This window comes from Catellatospora methionotrophica (assembly GCF_011297335.1).
In the GTDB taxonomy this organism is placed as follows: Bacteria; Actinomycetota; Actinomycetes; order Mycobacteriales; family Micromonosporaceae; genus Catellatospora; species Catellatospora methionotrophica.
Genome location: NZ_JAAOTJ010000039.1, coordinates 1 through 14,745 on the forward strand (window position 1 = coordinate 1; position 14,745 = coordinate 14,745).

General features: G+C 72.3%; 14 protein-coding genes. 10 read left to right on the forward strand and 4 right to left on the reverse strand.

The window, feature by feature from the left end:
- Positions 1 to 193 precede the first annotated feature (193 nt).
- From HAV40_RS36915 to HAV40_RS36925, 3 genes are all read right to left on the reverse strand, one after another.
- Positions 194 to 1,333, reverse strand: a complete 1,140-nt coding sequence (locus tag HAV40_RS36915; RefSeq protein ID WP_166388960.1) for a Zn-dependent alcohol dehydrogenase — start codon at positions 1,331 to 1,333, stop codon at positions 194 to 196.
- Positions 1,330 to 2,790, reverse strand: a complete 1,461-nt coding sequence (locus HAV40_RS36920; RefSeq protein ID WP_166388961.1) for an aldehyde dehydrogenase family protein — start codon at positions 2,788 to 2,790, stop codon at positions 1,330 to 1,332. The genes HAV40_RS36915 and HAV40_RS36920 overlap by 4 nt, the downstream gene beginning before the upstream one ends.
- Positions 2,791 to 2,911: 121 nt before the next feature.
- On the reverse strand, positions 2,912 to 3,598 hold the full coding sequence (locus HAV40_RS36925; protein ID WP_166388962.1) for a TetR/AcrR family transcriptional regulator: 687 nt from the start codon (positions 3,596 to 3,598) through the stop codon (positions 2,912 to 2,914).
- An 88-nt stretch (positions 3,599 to 3,686) separates the two neighbouring features.
- Between HAV40_RS36925 and HAV40_RS36930 the strand changes: the two genes are divergently transcribed.
- The 10 genes from HAV40_RS36930 (at position 3,687) to HAV40_RS36975 (ending at position 12,907) form a co-directional block, all read left to right on the forward strand.
- Positions 3,687 to 4,835 (forward strand): acyl-CoA dehydrogenase family protein, encoded by a 1,149-nt coding sequence (locus tag HAV40_RS36930; protein WP_166388963.1) that lies wholly within the window; start codon positions 3,687 to 3,689, stop codon positions 4,833 to 4,835.
- Positions 4,836 to 4,926: 91 nt separating this feature from the next.
- Positions 4,927 to 5,688, forward strand: coding sequence for a 3-oxoacyl-ACP reductase FabG (gene fabG, locus HAV40_RS36935; protein ID WP_166388964.1), 762 nt, complete (start codon positions 4,927 to 4,929; stop codon positions 5,686 to 5,688).
- 29 nt (positions 5,689 to 5,717) lie between these two features.
- Positions 5,718 to 6,890: an acyl-CoA dehydrogenase family protein gene (locus tag HAV40_RS36940; protein ID WP_166388965.1), complete on the forward strand. Its 1,173-nt coding sequence runs from the start codon at positions 5,718 to 5,720 to the stop codon at positions 6,888 to 6,890.
- On the forward strand, positions 6,887 to 7,318 hold the full coding sequence (locus tag HAV40_RS36945) for a MaoC family dehydratase (RefSeq protein ID WP_166388966.1): 432 nt from the start codon (positions 6,887 to 6,889) through the stop codon (positions 7,316 to 7,318). Before HAV40_RS36940 ends, HAV40_RS36945 begins: the two co-directional genes overlap by 4 nt.
- Positions 7,315 to 8,850, forward strand: coding sequence for a long-chain-fatty-acid--CoA ligase (locus tag HAV40_RS36950; protein WP_166388967.1), 1,536 nt, complete (start codon positions 7,315 to 7,317; stop codon positions 8,848 to 8,850). The genes HAV40_RS36945 and HAV40_RS36950 overlap by 4 nt, the downstream gene beginning before the upstream one ends.
- A gap of 146 nt (positions 8,851 to 8,996) precedes the next feature.
- Positions 8,997 to 9,524 (forward strand): SigE family RNA polymerase sigma factor, encoded by a 528-nt coding sequence (locus HAV40_RS36955; protein WP_166388968.1) that lies wholly within the window; start codon positions 8,997 to 8,999, stop codon positions 9,522 to 9,524.
- Positions 9,521 to 10,717 carry a hypothetical protein gene (locus HAV40_RS36960; protein WP_166388969.1) on the forward strand — a complete coding sequence of 399 codons (1,197 nt, stop codon included), beginning with the start codon at positions 9,521 to 9,523 and terminating at the stop codon, positions 10,715 to 10,717. Before HAV40_RS36955 ends, HAV40_RS36960 begins: the two co-directional genes overlap by 4 nt.
- A 78-nt stretch (positions 10,718 to 10,795) precedes the next feature.
- On the forward strand, positions 10,796 to 11,485 hold the full coding sequence (locus HAV40_RS36965) for an HAD family hydrolase (protein ID WP_166388970.1): 690 nt from the start codon (positions 10,796 to 10,798) through the stop codon (positions 11,483 to 11,485).
- 61 nt (positions 11,486 to 11,546) lie between these two features.
- A complete protein-coding gene (locus HAV40_RS36970; RefSeq protein WP_166388971.1) occupies positions 11,547 to 12,053 on the forward strand; it encodes a DinB family protein in 507 nt (168 codons plus the stop codon).
- A gap of 65 nt (positions 12,054 to 12,118) precedes the next feature.
- A complete protein-coding gene (locus tag HAV40_RS36975; RefSeq protein WP_166388972.1) occupies positions 12,119 to 12,907 on the forward strand; it encodes an SDR family NAD(P)-dependent oxidoreductase in 789 nt (262 codons plus the stop codon).
- A gap of 183 nt (positions 12,908 to 13,090) precedes the next feature.
- Here the strand turns inward: HAV40_RS36975 and HAV40_RS36980 are convergent, their stop codons facing one another.
- Positions 13,091 to 14,485 (reverse strand): NAD(P)/FAD-dependent oxidoreductase, encoded by a 1,395-nt coding sequence (locus HAV40_RS36980; protein ID WP_166388973.1) that lies wholly within the window; start codon positions 14,483 to 14,485, stop codon positions 13,091 to 13,093.
- Positions 14,486 to 14,745 lie beyond the last annotated feature (260 nt).

Here is a 14,745-nt window from a genome sequence, read left to right on the forward strand (position 1 = left end):
CTGCCGTGGTACGTCGCGTTCGCGCACTACAAGCTCGTCGGGATCCTCGAAGGCACGCCCCACCTGCCGCAACTCTTAAAGACTCGCGGCCTCCGGTCGGTTCGGAGGCCGCGAGTCTTTAAGAGTTGCGACCAGGGGGGCGGGTGGTCGCGCGGGCGCGGGGCGGGGCCGTGGGCGGCGGGGGCGAGGGGGGTCAGGGGAGGAGGATGACGGAGCGGGCGCCCTCGCCGCGGGACATGCGGGCGAAGGCTTCGGGGGACTCGTCGAGGGTGATGCGGTCGGTGATGAGGGCGGCGGGGTCGAGGTCGCCCGCGAGCACCTGGTGGGCCAGGTCGGGGACGTCGCGGTCGGGGTCGGAGTTGCCGTACACCGAGGAGCGCAGGGTGCGGGCGGAGTGGAAGATGTCGAGGGCGGCGAGGCTGACCATGTCGTCCTTCGCACCCATGCCGACGACGGTCACCTGACCGCCACGGCGGGTGGCCCGCCACGCGGCCCGGATCGTCGCCGACCGGCCCACGCACTCGAAGGAGTGGTCGGCGCCGCGGCGCTCGGTCAGGGCGCGGACCTGGGAGCTCAGGTCGTCACCCGATACCAGGAAATGGGTCGCCCCGGCGGACAGGGCGAGGTCGCGCTTGGCGTCGGTGACGTCCACGGCGATCAGCGGGTCCGCCCCGGCGGCGCGGGCCGCCATCACGGTGGACAGGCCGACGCCGCCGAGTCCGATGACGAGGGCGGACTCGCCCGGCCGCACCCCGGCGGTCCGGTGCACCGCGCCGACGCCGGTCAGCACCGCGCAACCCAGCAGGGCGGCGGTCTCGAACGGCAGCTCGGCGGGCACCGGGATGACCGCGTGGTCGCCGACGACGACCTCCTCGGCGAGCGCGCCGAGGCCGAGCGTGACGTGCAGCGGCTCGCCGTCGGCGGTCGCGCCGCGGGCGGCGGTCGGCACCCCGGCGGTCTCGCACAGCCACGGCTGCCCGTTACCGCAGAACCAGCAGCGGCGGCACGGCGGCGCCCAGTTCAGCACCACATGGGTGCCGACGGCGACGGTCGCTTCCGGCCCGGCGGCGGTCACCACGCCTGCCGCCTCATGACCCAACACCAGGGGGTACGGCGGCGCGAGCGTCCCGTTGACCATCGACAGATCGGAGTGGCACACCCCGGCGGCGCGGACGTGCACCCGCACCTCGCGCGGGCCGAGCGCAGGCAGCAGGATCGGCTCGATCTCCAGGGGCGCTCCGGGGCCGCGCCAGAGCAGGGCCCGCACCGGGCGGTTCACCGCGGGTGCCGCACTGTTCGTGTTCTCGCCGGTGGCCGGGGCTGGGGCGCTCATCGCTGGATCGCCTTCGTCTCCAGGAACTCGTCCAGTCCGTGGCGGCCGAGTTCGCGGCCGATGCCGGACTGCTTGAACCCGCCGAACGGGGCGAGCGGGTTGAACGACCCGCCGTTGACGTCGACGGCGCCGGTGCGCATCCGCCGCGCGACCGCCAGCGCTCGGTCCTCGTCACCGGACCACACCGCCCCGGCCAGGCCGTACCGGGAGTTGTTGGCGATGGCGACGGCCTCGTCGTCGGAGTCGAACGGGATCACCACCAGCACCGGCCCGAAGACCTCCTCCTGGGCGATCGTGCTGTCGGGGTCCACGTCGGCCAGCACCGTCGCGGCGACGAAGTGCCCCCGGTCCGGCACGGGCGCGTCGAGCCCGCCCGCGATCAGGCGCGCGCCGTCGGCGAGGCCCTGCTCGATGTAGCCGCGTACCGTCTCGCGCTGCGCGGCCGACGCCAGCGGGCCCAGCCGGGTGCCCTCGTCGAACGGGTCGCCCAGGGTCTGCCCGGCGGCGGCCTCGGCCGCGATGGCGAGGGCTTCGTCGTACCGCGAGCGGTGCACCAGCATGCGCGTCCACGCGGTGCAGGTCTGGCCGGAGTTGAGGAACGCGTTGGCGACGCCGGTCTTCACCGCGCGGCGCAGGTCTGCGTCGTCCAGGATCACGTTGGCGGACTTGCCGCCCAGCTCCAGCGCGACCCGGGCGATCCGGTCGGCGGCCAGGTGCGAGATGCGCGCGCCGACCGCGGTCGAGCCGGTGAACGACACCATGTCCACGTCGGGGTGGGCCGCGATGGCCGAACCGACCACCGAGCCGGGGCCGGTGACCAGGTTGGCCACGCCCGGCGGCAGCCCGGCCTCGTCGACCGCGTCGAACAGCAGGTACGCCACCAGCGGCGTCAGGTCGGCGGGCTTGAGCACCACCGTGCAGCCGGCGGCCAGCGCCCCGGCCACCTTCGCCATGATCTGGTGCAGCGGGTAGTTCCACGGCGTGATCGCGCCGACCACGCCCACGGGCTCGCCGACGACCAGCGAGTTGCCGACGGTGTGCGTGCTCTCGGGCTGCCCGGCCAGCTCCACGTAGCTCTTCAGTACGGTCAGCGGCAGTCCGGCCTGGACCTTCGTGGCGATCTTCATCGGGGTGCCCAGCTCGCGGGCCACGGTGGTGGCGATGTCGCCCGCGCGGGCCGACAGCGCGGCGTGCAGCCGGTCGAGGTGTGCGGCGCGCTCCGCCGGGGCCAGCGCCGACCAGGGGCCGAACGCGGCCTTCGCGGCGGCGACGGCCCGGTCCACGTCGACGGCGTCACCGGCGGGCACGTGCGCGATGACCTGCTCGGTTGTCGGGTCCTCGACGGCGATGACGCCGGTGCCGTGCGGGGCGGTCCAGCCTCCGCCGATGTAGAGCTGGGTGCGGTCCGCGATCGGGGCGGTGCGTCCCGGATGCGTCGCCGCGGCTGCCAGGTCCATGCTGTCCCTTCCCATCAGGCGGCGTCGCCCGCGGCCGGAGGACGCGTGCCGCGTGGGGGCGGGTGACGGCGTCGTCGTGGGCCACTGGGCGAGCAACCGGCACAGGAGCCGGGCCGCAAAACTAGCGCTGCAAGTTTCGACTGTAGTACGAAGCGGGCCGCGGCTCCAGAGGCGGGAGCGGGCCGACCGTGGCCTCGTACTCGCGGGCGAGGCCGTCGACCAGCGCGTCCAGGCCGAGCGCGAACGCGCCCTCGTCGACGCTGTGCTGGTGTTCGGCGAGGCGGTGGGCCTGGGACAGGTGCGGGTAGTGGGCGGCGTACAGCTCGGGGTCCTCGACGAAGCCGCGCGCGAACGAGCCCAGCGACGAGCCCGCGACCAGGTAGCGCATCACCGCGCCGATGTGCGTGGCCCGCGCGGGCGGCCAGCCGGCCTTGACCAGCCCGCCGTACACGGCGTCGGCCATGTGCAGCGCCGCCGGTCGCCGCCCCGGGCCCTGGGCCAGGTACGGGACGATGTTCGGGTGCGCGGTGAGCGCGTCGCGGTAGGAGTGCCCCCACAGCCGCAGCGCGTCGCGCCAGTCGTGCGTGGTGAAGAACGACACGTCCACGCCCGCGATCACCGCGTCGGCGACCGCGTCCAGGATCGCGTCCTTGGTGGCGAAGTGGTTGTACAGCGACGGCCCGCGTACGCCCAGCTCGGCGGCCAGGCGGCGGGTGGAGAACGCGGCCAGCCCGTCGGCGTCGATCATCGCGGCGGCGGTCTCCACGATGCGCTGCCGGCTCAACAGGGCCTGGCTGGGCCGGGGCATGGCGGGTTCTCCTTCGGTCGGTGCTGCCGCTGAACTCTGCCACAGGAGGGTCTGGACGAGATAAAACTTTCACCGCTAGTTTAAAGCGGTGGACATGACACTGTCGCCGGAACACGCCGCGCTCCGCCGCCTGGCCGCCGAGTTCGTCGATCGCGAGGTCGTGCCGTACGCGGCCGAGTGGGACCGGCGCGAGAGCGTCGCCCGCACCGTGGTCAAGCAGCTCGGTGAGCTGGGCTTCCTCGGCCTGACCATCGCCGAGGAGCACGGCGGCAGCGGCGGCGACCACCTGGCGTACTGCCTGGTCCTGGAGGAACTGGGCCGGGGCGACTCGTCGGTGCGCGGGCTGGTCTCGGTGTCGCTGGGCCTGGTCGCCAAGAGCATCGCGGCGCACGGCACGCCCGAGCAGCGATCACGTTGGCTGCCGGGCCTGTGCGGCGGGGACCTGCTGGGCTGTTTCGCGCTGACCGAGCCCGGCACCGGCTCCGACGCGGCGTCGCTGACCACGCGCGCCGTCCAGGACGGCGGCGACTGGGTCATCACCGGCTCGAAGGTGTTCATCACGAACGGGACCTGGGCCGATGTCGCGCTGGTCTTCGCCCGTACGGGTGGGGACGGGCCACGGGGCATCAGCGCGTTCCTGGTGCCTACGGACGCGGCGGGGCTGACGCGGCGGGAGATCCACGGCAAGCTCGGGCTGCGCGGCCAGCCGACGGCGGAACTGGCCTTCGACGGGGTGCGGGTGCCGGGTGACGCGCTGCTCGGCGAGCAGGGGCGCGGCTTCCACCTCGCCATGTCCACGCTGGACAAGGGGCGGATGTCGGTCGCGGCGGGCTGCGTCGGCATCGCGCAGGGGTGCCTGGACGCGGCCGTCGGTTACGCGAAGGCGCGCACCCAGTTCGGCAAGCCGATCGCGGCGTACCAGCTGGTCCAGCAGTTGATCTCGGATGTCGCGGTGGACACGGCAGCGGCGCGGCTGCTGGTGTGGCGGGTCGCCGACCTGGTCGACCGGGGGCAGCCGTACGCGACCGAGGCGTCCATGGCGAAGCTGTTCGCCAGCGAGGCGGCCGTGCGCGCGGCGAACAAGGCGCTGCAGGTGTTCGGCGGGTACGGCTACGTCGACGAGTACCCGGTCGGCAAGTACCTGCGCGACGCCCGCGTGACCACGCTCTACGAGGGCACCAGCCAGATCCAGCAGTTGTTGATCGGCCGCGCCCTCACCGGCGTGAACGCGTTCTGAAAGTCCAGCTCAGACAGGTCGAGGCGTTAACAAGGGCACCTTCCTCTACGTACGGCGATGTGAAGGTGCCCTTCCTTTCAAAGGAGTGGCGATGAGCAGCAGGTTCAGCGGACGGGTCGCGATCGTGACCGGTGGCGCGCAGGGGATCGGGGCGGCGACGGTCCGGCGGCTGGCGTCGGAGGGCGCGACGGTCGCGATCGTCGACCTGAGCGCGGAGAAGAGCGAGGCGCTGGCGAAGGAGATCACGGCGGGCGGCGGGACGGCGTCGGGATACGGGTGCGATGTCACCGACGAGGCGGCGGTGCACGCGATGACCGAGCGGGTCGTGGCGGATCACGGGCGGCTGGACATCCTGGTCAACAACGCCGGGATCACGCGCGACGACCTGCTGTTCAAGATGAGCGCGGCGGACTGGCACGCGGTGCTGAACACGAACCTGACCAGCATGTTCTACTGCTGCCAGGCGGCGCAGAAGCACATGGTGGCCGGGAAGTACGGCAAGATCGTCAACCTGAGCAGCCGGTCGGCGCTGGGTAATCGCGGGCAGGTCAACTACGCGGCGGCGAAGGCGGGCGTGCAGGGGCTGACGGCGACGCTGTCGATCGAGCTGGGGCCGTTCAACGTCTGCGTCAACGCGGTCGCGCCGGGGTATGTGGCCACCGCGATGACCGCCGCCACCGCCGAGCGGGTCGGGTCGTCCGCCGAGGCGCACCAGAAGTGGGCCAGCGAGCACACGCCGCTGCGCCGGGTCGCCCAGCCCGAGGAGATCGCGTCCGTGGTCGCCTTCCTGGCCAGCGACGACGCCTCCTTCGTGACCGGGCAGACCCTGTACGTCAACGGCGGCGCGCGCTAAACCGAGCACCACTACCGAAGGGAACCACCGTGGACTTCTCGCTCGACGACGAGCAGCGCGCGATCCGGGACACCGCGCGCGCCTTCATCCGCAAGGAGGTCGTGCCGCTGGAGCACGAGCTGCTGCGCCGCGAACGCGCCGGGCAGCCCGGCATCGAGCGCTCGGAACTGCGCGAGCTGCAGCTCAAGGCGCGCAAGTTCGGCTTCTGGGGGCTGGCCACGCCTACCGAGCACGGCGGCATGGACCTGCCCGCGATCATGCAGTCGCTGATCTGGACCGAGATCGGGCACACCCTGGTGCCGTTCCGGTTCGGCGGCGAGGCCGACAACATCCTCTTCTACGCCAACGCCGCCCAGCAGGACGAATACCTCAAGCCCACGATCGAGGGCGACCGGGTGTCCTGCTTCGCGATCACCGAGCCGGGCGCGGGCTCCGACGCCGCGAACATCAAACTGTCCGCCCGCTCCGACGGCGGCGACTGGATCCTCAACGGCGAGAAGACCTTCATCACCAACGGCAACGACGCCGACTTCGCCATCGTGGTCGCGGTCACCGACAAGGACAAGGGGGTACGCGGCGGCGGCACCACGGCGTTCCTGGTCGACCGGGCCATGGGCTGGCGCTCGGAGTTCATCGCGACGATGGGTCCCGGCGGCCCGGCGTCGCTGGTGTTCGACGACGTACGCGTGCCGTCCCGCAACATCCTCGGGGAGATCGGGCAGGGCTTCGAGCTGGGTATGAAGTGGATCGGCAAGGGGCGTTACCTCATCCCGTCGCACGCGCTCGGCATCGGCGAGCGCGCCCTGCAGATGGCCGTCGACTACGCCAACACCCGGGTCACCTTCGGCAAGCCGATCGGGGAGAACCAGGCCATCCAGTGGATGATCGCCGACGCGGAGACCGAGCTGGAGGCGGCCCGCTGGCTGGTGCTGCGCGCCGCGTGGACCGTCGACCAGGGCCAGGACCCGCGGCACTCGTCGTCGATGGCGAAGCTCTACGGCGCCGGGATGATCAACCGACTGGTGGACCGGGTCATGCAGATCCACGGCGGCATGGGCTACACCCGTGAACTGCCGATCGAGCGCTGGTACCGGCAGGTGCGGCTGCTGCGCATCTACGAGGGCACCGACGAGATGCAGCGCCTGATCATCTCGCGGGACCTGCTGCGCGGGTACACCAAGATCGGGGGCCATCTGGCATGAGGGTGTTCGCGTCCGCCCAGGAGCTGGCCGCCGCGGTCGGCCAGTGCATCGGCCCGGGGCCCTGGCAGCGCGTCGACCGGTCGCGGGTGGACGCGTACACCGACGCGACCGGTGGCGTCGACTGCGTCGGCCTCGGCGCGGCGACGCCCGGCTGGCTGACCCTGTCCATGCTGCCGCTGTTGGTCCGCGACGTGTACCGGTTCGACAACGTGCGCCTGGGCGTCAACTACGGGGTGAACCGGGTGCGTTTCCCGGCCCCGATCCCGGTCGGGGCCCAGGTGCGCCTCACCGCCCGCATCGCCGAGGTCGAGCCCGTCGACGGCGGCGTGCAACTGGTCGCGCAGCTCACCGTCCGCGCCGACGGCGAGGACAGACCGTGCTGCGTGGCCGAGACCGTCAGCCGTATCTACTTCAAGGAGGAGCCGTGAGCACGCTTTCCCTGGCCGCCGTCCTGGCCGAGGCCGCGCGCCGCCATCCCGCCAAGACCGCCGTGGTCGACGCGTTCGGCCGCGAGACCTACGCCGACCTGTGGCGGCAGGCGCTCGCGTACGCCGCGGGCCTGCGCGAGCTGGGCGTCCAGCCCGGTGACGCCGTCGCGCTGGTCGCGCCGAACGTGACCGACTTTCCGCGCGCCTACTACGGCATCCTCGCCGCGGGCGGCGTCGTCGTGCCGGTGCACCTGCTGCTCACCCCGTCCGAGGCGGCGTACGTGCTGCGCGACAGTGGGGCGAAGCTGGTCGTCTGCCACAGCGGCCTGCTGGCCCTCGGCGCGCCCGCCGCCGCCGAGGCCGGGGTGCCGGTCGTCAGCGTCGGCCCGCGCCCCGACGAAGGCGGCCCCGAGCGGCTGGAGCAGGTCAGCGCCCGGGTCGCGGCGCTGCGCTCGTACGAGAGCCGCCGCCCCGACGACCCGGCCGTGATCTTCTACACCAGCGGGACCACCGGCAAACCCAAGGGCGCCGTGCTGACCCACTTCAACCTGGTCATGAACGCGACCGTCAACACGTTCGACGCCAACGACGCCAAGCAGTCCGACGTCGTGCTGGGCTGCCTGCCGCTGTTCCACACGTTCGGGCAGACCGTCGGCATGAACGGCGCGTTCCGCATCGGCGCGACCCTGGTCCTGCTCGCCCGGTTCACCGGCGAGGCCGCGCTCGACCTGATGGTGCGGGAGAAGGTCGACGTCTTCCACGGCGTGCCCACCATGTACATCGGCCTGCTGGAGGCCGCCGCGGGCCGTGCCGAACTGCCGCAGTTGCGGATCTGCATCTCCGGTGGGGCGTCGCTGCCGGTCGCGGTGCTCGAACGCTTCAACGCCGCGTTCGGGACCACGGTCTACGAGGGTTACGGCCTGTCGGAGACCTCGCCGAGCGCGACGACCAACCAGCCGCACTTCGGCGTACGCGCCGGGACCGTCGGGCACGCCCTGTGGGGTGTCGAGGTCGAGATCGCCCGCGCCGAACTCGACGAGCGCATCGAACTGCTCGGCCCCGGCGAACTCGGCGAGATCGTGATCCGCGGGCACAACGTGTTCGCCGGCTACCTCGGCAACCCGGACGCGACCGAGCAGGCCCTGGTCGACGGCTGGTTCCGCACCGGCGACCTGGGCACCAAGGACGCCGAGGGCTTCGTGTCGATCGTGGACCGCAAGAAGGACATCGTCATCCGCGGCGGCTTCAACGTGTACCCGCGTGAGGTCGAGGAGGTCCTGGCCCGCCACCCGTCCATCGAGCTGGTCTCCGTCATCGGCGTGCCCGACGACGTGCACGGCGAGGAGATCTGCGCCGTCGTCGTGCTGCGCCCCGGCACCGACCCGGTCGACGAGGCCGCCCTCATCACCTGGTCCCGCGACCAGCTCGGCAAGCACAAGTACCCCCGGCAGGTCCGCTTCCTGCCCGAGCTCCCGATGGGTCCCAGCCACAAGATCCTCAAGCGCGAACTCCGCCGTATGCTCACCGACTGACCCGGACGAAGGAAGGGCACCTTCTTCACGCTGTGCGTAGAAGAAGGTGCCCTTCCTAACTTCTCCCGCAGGCTTTCCAACCCGTGCGCGGGCAGTCGCCGTGTAGGTGGGGCGGAAGGTCGGGAAGACGAACGGGGAGGTGTCATGTGGCGGACGACGACGGGTTCCGCGAGTTCGTGCACGCGCGGTTGAGCAGGCTGTCGCGGATCGCTTACCTGCTCACCGGCGACCATCACGCGGCCGAGGACCTGCTGCAGAACGCGCTGGTCAAGCTGGCGGCACGATGGTCGAAGGTGTCGGCGGGCGGGGCGCCGGACGCGTACCTGCGCAAGATCCTCTACCACGAGCACGTGTCTGCCTGGCGGCGCAACCGCCACCTGCGTGCCGAGTGGAGCACCGCCGAACCGCCGGAAGGCGGCGGAGGCCGCGACCTGGCCGCCGACACGGTCCGCCGCCTGCTGCTGGAACAGGCCCTTGGCAAACTCACCCGCAAACAACGCGCGGTCATCGTGCTGCGCTTCTTCGAGGACCTGTCCGAGGCCGACGCGGCCGCGGCGCTCGGCGTCACCGTGGGCACGGTCAAGAGCCAGACGTCGTACGCCCTGCAGCGGCTGCGCGACCTGGCACCCGAACTGCACGTGCTGGTCAGGGAGCCGAAGGAGGCCTGGGCATGAGCGACCTGAACGAACTGCTCGCCGACATCGGCGACCGCGCCCGGACGTACGACGTCACCGAACGGGCACTGGCAGGGGGAAAGCGGCGGCGCACCCGGCGGCACGCGACCCTCGCCGGCGCGACCGGGGCGCTCGCGGTCGCGGCGCTGCTGGCGGCGGTCAGCGTGCCCTTCGGCCGTCCCGCACCCGAACCGGCGGTCGTGGTGTCACCGTCCCCGACCGCCTGCACCGTGGCCGAGCTGCCCACACCCGACGGCGTCCGGCCGGGCAGCTTCACCGGACTGGCCGGTGACCCGACCGGGCGCATCCTGGCCGCACGCGGCGAGGCAGCCACGGGCGCCATCGTGGCGATCTGGATCGACGGGCGTCCCAGCACGGTGTTCGCGGTGCCCGACACGGTCGACTTCGTCGCCGCGGTGAGTTCCACCGGCACCCTGGTGCTGTCCGGAAGGCAGGTGAAGGACACCCCCGGCGAGGTCCAGTACACCGGGATGGCCTGGGTGTACGAAGGCGGCACGCTGACCCGGCTCAAGGGGCAGGACGTGCTCGGTGCCGGGATCAACGCGGCTGGCGCGGTCGTCGGCCTGCTGGGCTGGTCGCCTGTGGTCTGGCAGGACGCGGCGGCCGAACCGGTCCGGCTACCGGTGCCCGGGGGGCTGCGAACCGGCCACCCGATGGCGATCGCCGACGACGGATCGGTCGTGGCCCCGATCTTCCAGGACGGCAGCGCCAGGCTGCACCTATGGCCGCCGGGCGGCTCGCCCCGCCCGCTCGTCCTGCCCGCCGCCGTCGACGGCGTACCGGTGTTCGACTCCGCCGTCGACACGATCGCCGACGGCTGGATCTCCGGCACGTTCCTCACCCGTGCCGGCGGCACGTCGTACCGGTACGCGGCACGCTGGAAACCCGACACCGGCACGATCGAATGGTCGGCCGGCCCCGGCCGGGCCACGGTGACCAACCCGCAGGGCTGGGCGGTCCACCAGGCCACAGGCGGGCTGGTGTTGGCGCGCGAGGATGTCACGGTCGATGTGCCAGGACTGCCCGGCTACCCGCTCACGGCCCAGCCCTACGCCGGCGACTGGCCACGGGTGACCGTGCTCAGCCCCGACGGGCGCACGTTGGCCGGACTTCAGTTCACCCTGGCCGGTGGCACCCCGACACGCCATGTGCTGAGCTGGACCTGCCGGTGACCGGCCGCGGGCCGGGCACGGACCACGTGCCCGGCCCGCGGCTTGACACCGGTCGCGGCCGCGTGATGCGGTCGGGGGATGCAACGGCTGGTGCTCTGGGACATCGACCGCACGCTGATCGACGGCGGCAAGGTCGGCCGGGACGTGTTCGTCGCCGCGTACCTGGCGGTGGTGGGCAGCGAGCCGCCGCGCCTGCCGGAGTTCGGCGGGCGTACCGACCACTGGCTGTTCACGACGGCGCTGGAGTGGCACGGCCGTGAGGCGGACGCGGACATCCGGGCCGCGTTCTTCGCCCACCTCGCCGAGCACACCCGGGCGTCTCGGCCGCAGCTGGTGGCCCGTGGTGCGGCGCTGACCGGCGCGGCGCAGGCGCTGGCCGCGCTCGCCGGGCAGACCGGGGTCGTGCAGTCCGTGGTCACCGGCAACATCCGGGAGGCCGCGTACGAGAAGCTGTCCGCGTTCGACCTGCTCGGGCAGATCGACCTGGAGGTCGGCGGCTACGGCTGCGACGACGGCGTGCGTTCGGTGCTGGTGCGGCTGGCCCACGAGCGCGCGCAGGCCAAATACGCGGCGACGGTGCCCGCCAGGCAGGTCGTCGTCATCGGCGACACCCCGCACGACATCGAGGCGGCCAGGGCCAACGGTGCGCTCGCCATCGGCGTGGCGACCGGCTCCTGCACCTTCGACGAGCTGGTCGAAGCGGGCGCGGACGTGGTGCTGCCATCGCTGGCCGACACCGCGGCGGTGCTGCGCGCGGCGCTGGGCTGAGCGGGCCCGTCGGCCGCTTATCGGTTCGACAGGCACCGGCCCGGCCAGCATGATCGCAGGCATGACGCGAACCGACGTGCCCGCCACCTGGGACGAACGAGCCACCCTGACCACCTTCCTCGACTACACCCGCGCGACCGTGCGCGCCAAGTGCGAGGGCGTCACCGACGAGGACGCGCGCCGGGCCCCGCTGCCGGACTCCCCGCTGATGACCGTGAAGGGCCTGGTCAGTCACGTGCGCTGGGTCGAGTACTCCTGGTTCCAGGTGGTCCTGCTGGGCGAAGAGGACGCCGGGCCGTGGACGAAGGAGGACCCGGACCGCGAGTTCACCTACGCCCTGGACACCCCGATCGAGCAGCTGCTCGACGAGTACGACGCGCAGAGCGCCCGCTACCGCGAGCTGGTCGCCTCGCTGGACCTGGACACCCTCGCCCAGCGCAACCTGGGCCGGGCCGGGCGGCCCGCGACGCTGCGCTGGATCCTGTTCCACCTCGTCGAGGAGATCGCCCGGCACAACGGCCACCTCGACGTGGTCCGCGAACTCGTCGACGGCACCAAGGGCGACTGAGCTGCCCGTTCGCCGGATGGCAGGCACGTGGCGCGCGTAGCGTGAAACCCGTCGGGGGGAGCGTCATGGATCTGCACCTGGGCGGCAAGGTCGCAGTGGTCACCGGGGCCAGCAAGGGCATCGGTCTGGCCGTGGTGAAAGCGCTGGTCGCGGAGGGCGCGAGCGTCGTGGCGGCAGCGCGCGACACGGCGGGTGAGCTCGCCGAGATCGCCGCTGGCGGTCAGGTGCGCACCGTGTCGGTCGACCTGACCGACCCGGCCGGAGCGCAGCACCTGATCGACGAGGCGGTGGGTGCGCACGGCGGGCTGGACGTCCTCGTCAACAACGTGGGCGCGGTGAAGGCCCGGCTGGGCGGGTTCGTCTCGGTCACCGACGAGGACTGGCTCTGGGCGCTGAGCGTCAATCTGCTCTCCGCAGTCCGGACGACCCGGGCCGCGCTGCCGCACCTGCTGGCCCGGGGCAAGGGCAGCATCGTGACGGTGAGCTCGATCAACGCGTTCCTGCCCGATCCGACGATCATCGACTACACCGCCTCGAAGGCGGCGCTGACGAACTTCTCCAAGGCGCTGTCCAAGGAGGTCGGGCCGAAGGGCATCCGGGTGAACACGGTCAGCCCCGGCCCGGTGCGCACCCCGATGTGGACGGGCGTGGACGGCGTGGCCAAGTCGTTCGGCGTGGCCAGCGGGGTGTCGGCGGAGGAGGTGGCCAAGCAGGTCGCCGCACAGGCGGTGACCGGCCGGTTCACCGAGGCCGAGGAGGTCGCCGACCTGGTGGTGCTGCTGGCCGGCGCGCGCGCGGGCAACGTCACCGGGGCGGACTTCGTCATCGACGGCGGGCTCATCGCCACGCTGTGAACCCGATCGGGTGATCGATGTTTGGCGTACGGGGGTTCCGGGAACCCCCGTGCGCCGCGCGGTCGTTCGTCATCGGAGGGGCGGGCGCACCCCGGGACGAGTGGCCGCGGACGGCCGTCGCCCGCCGGCGGCTCGGTCGATGCGGTCGCACCCCGGATCGACCGCCCGCCGGCGGGCTGCCGCTCAACCGGCCGGTTCGACCCGCGACACCGGGGACGGCTGCGCGAGCGGCGCGGTGCGGGTCCTGCCCGCCCGGCCGGACCACAGCACGCGAGCGAGCACGCCGGGGGAGAACAGCCGCTGCGGCGGGGACATCAGGTTCGCCACGGCCAGGAACGCGAGGCCGACCTCGGGGTGCCGGGCGGCGGCGCGGTGCAGCCGGGCGACGTACCCGTTGAGGAAATCGACCTTGCGGGTACGGACGCCCTCGACCTCGGGGTAGCGCAGGTCCGCGCCGACCGCGATGTCCCACGGCACGTCGATGACCTTCGAGGCGGCCGCGTAGAAGCGCTTCGGCAGGCCGTCACGGCCCGCGCGCAGGCTGTCGCGCAGCACGATCGCCTCGGCCGCGGCGACCGTCATGCCCTGGCCGTACGCCGGGTTGAAGCTGCACACCGCGTCGGCGAAGGAGATCAGGCCCTCGGGCAGCCGGGTCAGGTGCTCGTAGCGGCGGCGCACGCTGACCGGCAGCCGCAGGCGCACCGGCGGGCCGGCCGGCTCACACGTGCTGAGCAGCTGGTACAGCTCGTTGCCGGGCAGCCGGCGGGCGAACTCCGCATAGGCGTCCGGGTCGGACGGCAGCGCGCCGCCCGCGCCGACGCCGATCAGCGTCAGCATCCAGCGGTCGCCCTCGACCGGCACGACCACGCCGCCGATCGGCAGCTCCGGCGACGGGCTGACGACGGCCCCGGTGAACCCGAGCTGTCCCGGCGTACGCCGGTAGGCGCGCGAGATGTAGACCGTCCTGGAGTCCACGTGCTCCTCGGCGGGCTTGTCGTAGCCCAGCTCGGCCAGCCAGGACGGGCCGCGGTTGCCGCGCCCGGTCGCGTCGACGACCAGGTCGGCCTCCAGGCGCAGTTCGGTGTCGCCGCCGGTGGGCAGCACCCGCGCGCCGACGACCCGGGTGCGGTCGTCGTTCGCGATCAGGCCGACGGCCTCGTGGCGGGGCAGCAGCTGCACGCCGGGCAGCGCGGTGACGCGGCGGCGCACGTACGCCTCCAGGCCGTTGCGGGTCACGCCCAGCCCGGCCAGGCCGGTGTGCGCGGTGGCCAGCCGCTGTCCGTCGTTGATCCAGACGACGTCGCCCTGGACGTCGATGGGCACCGCGCCGGCCGTGGCCATGTCCATGGCGAAGTCGGGGAACAGCTCCTCGAGAACCTGGCGGCCACGGGCGAGCAGGCCGTGCGTGTGGTCGCCCTGCGGTACGCCCTTGCGGCCGGTGACGCCGTCGGTGGGCAGCGTGTCGCGGTCGAAGATGGTGACCTTCGCGTACGACTCGCTCAGCACACGTGCGGCGAGTAGGCCGCCGATGCTGGCGCCGAGCACGATCGCGTGCCCGGACTTTTCCTTGGCAGACAAGGTTTTCTCCGTCTCGGTGTGGGGTGTTCACACACCGTAAGAAGCGGTGACGCAATCATGAAAACGAATATCCGGTCTGGTTGATGACACTGTGTGCCCGCTCACGCGCTCTGTGTCGGTCCTGTCCGGACCCCGACGCCGCGCGCCTGGAAGAATCTTTGAAAGATTTTTCAGTATCCCGACCACCGTCGCCCACTCCGGCGTGCGCCGACGCGAGTAGCCGAAGATCAACGGTGCAAACAGAACCCGTCACAGCCCTG

Coding starts and splice junctions, on each gene's coding strand:
- HAV40_RS36915 (WP_166388960.1), bottom strand. CDS start 1,333: ATGAGCGCCCCAGCCCCGGCCACCGGCGAGAACACGAACAGTGCGGCA.
- HAV40_RS36920 (WP_166388961.1), bottom strand. CDS start 2,790: ATGGACCTGGCAGCCGCGGCGACGCATCCGGGACGCACCGCCCCGATC.
- HAV40_RS36925 (WP_166388962.1), bottom strand. CDS start 3,598: ATGCCCCGGCCCAGCCAGGCCCTGTTGAGCCGGCAGCGCATCGTGGAG.
- fabG (WP_166388964.1), top strand. CDS start 4,927: ATGAGCAGCAGGTTCAGCGGACGGGTCGCGATCGTGACCGGTGGCGCG.
- HAV40_RS36945 (WP_166388966.1), top strand. CDS start 6,887: ATGAGGGTGTTCGCGTCCGCCCAGGAGCTGGCCGCCGCGGTCGGCCAG.
- HAV40_RS36960 (WP_166388969.1), top strand. CDS start 9,521: ATGAGCGACCTGAACGAACTGCTCGCCGACATCGGCGACCGCGCCCGG.
- HAV40_RS36965 (WP_166388970.1), top strand. CDS start 10,796: ATGCAACGGCTGGTGCTCTGGGACATCGACCGCACGCTGATCGACGGC.
- HAV40_RS36970 (WP_166388971.1), top strand. CDS start 11,547: ATGACGCGAACCGACGTGCCCGCCACCTGGGACGAACGAGCCACCCTG.
- HAV40_RS36975 (WP_166388972.1), top strand. CDS start 12,119: ATGGATCTGCACCTGGGCGGCAAGGTCGCAGTGGTCACCGGGGCCAGC.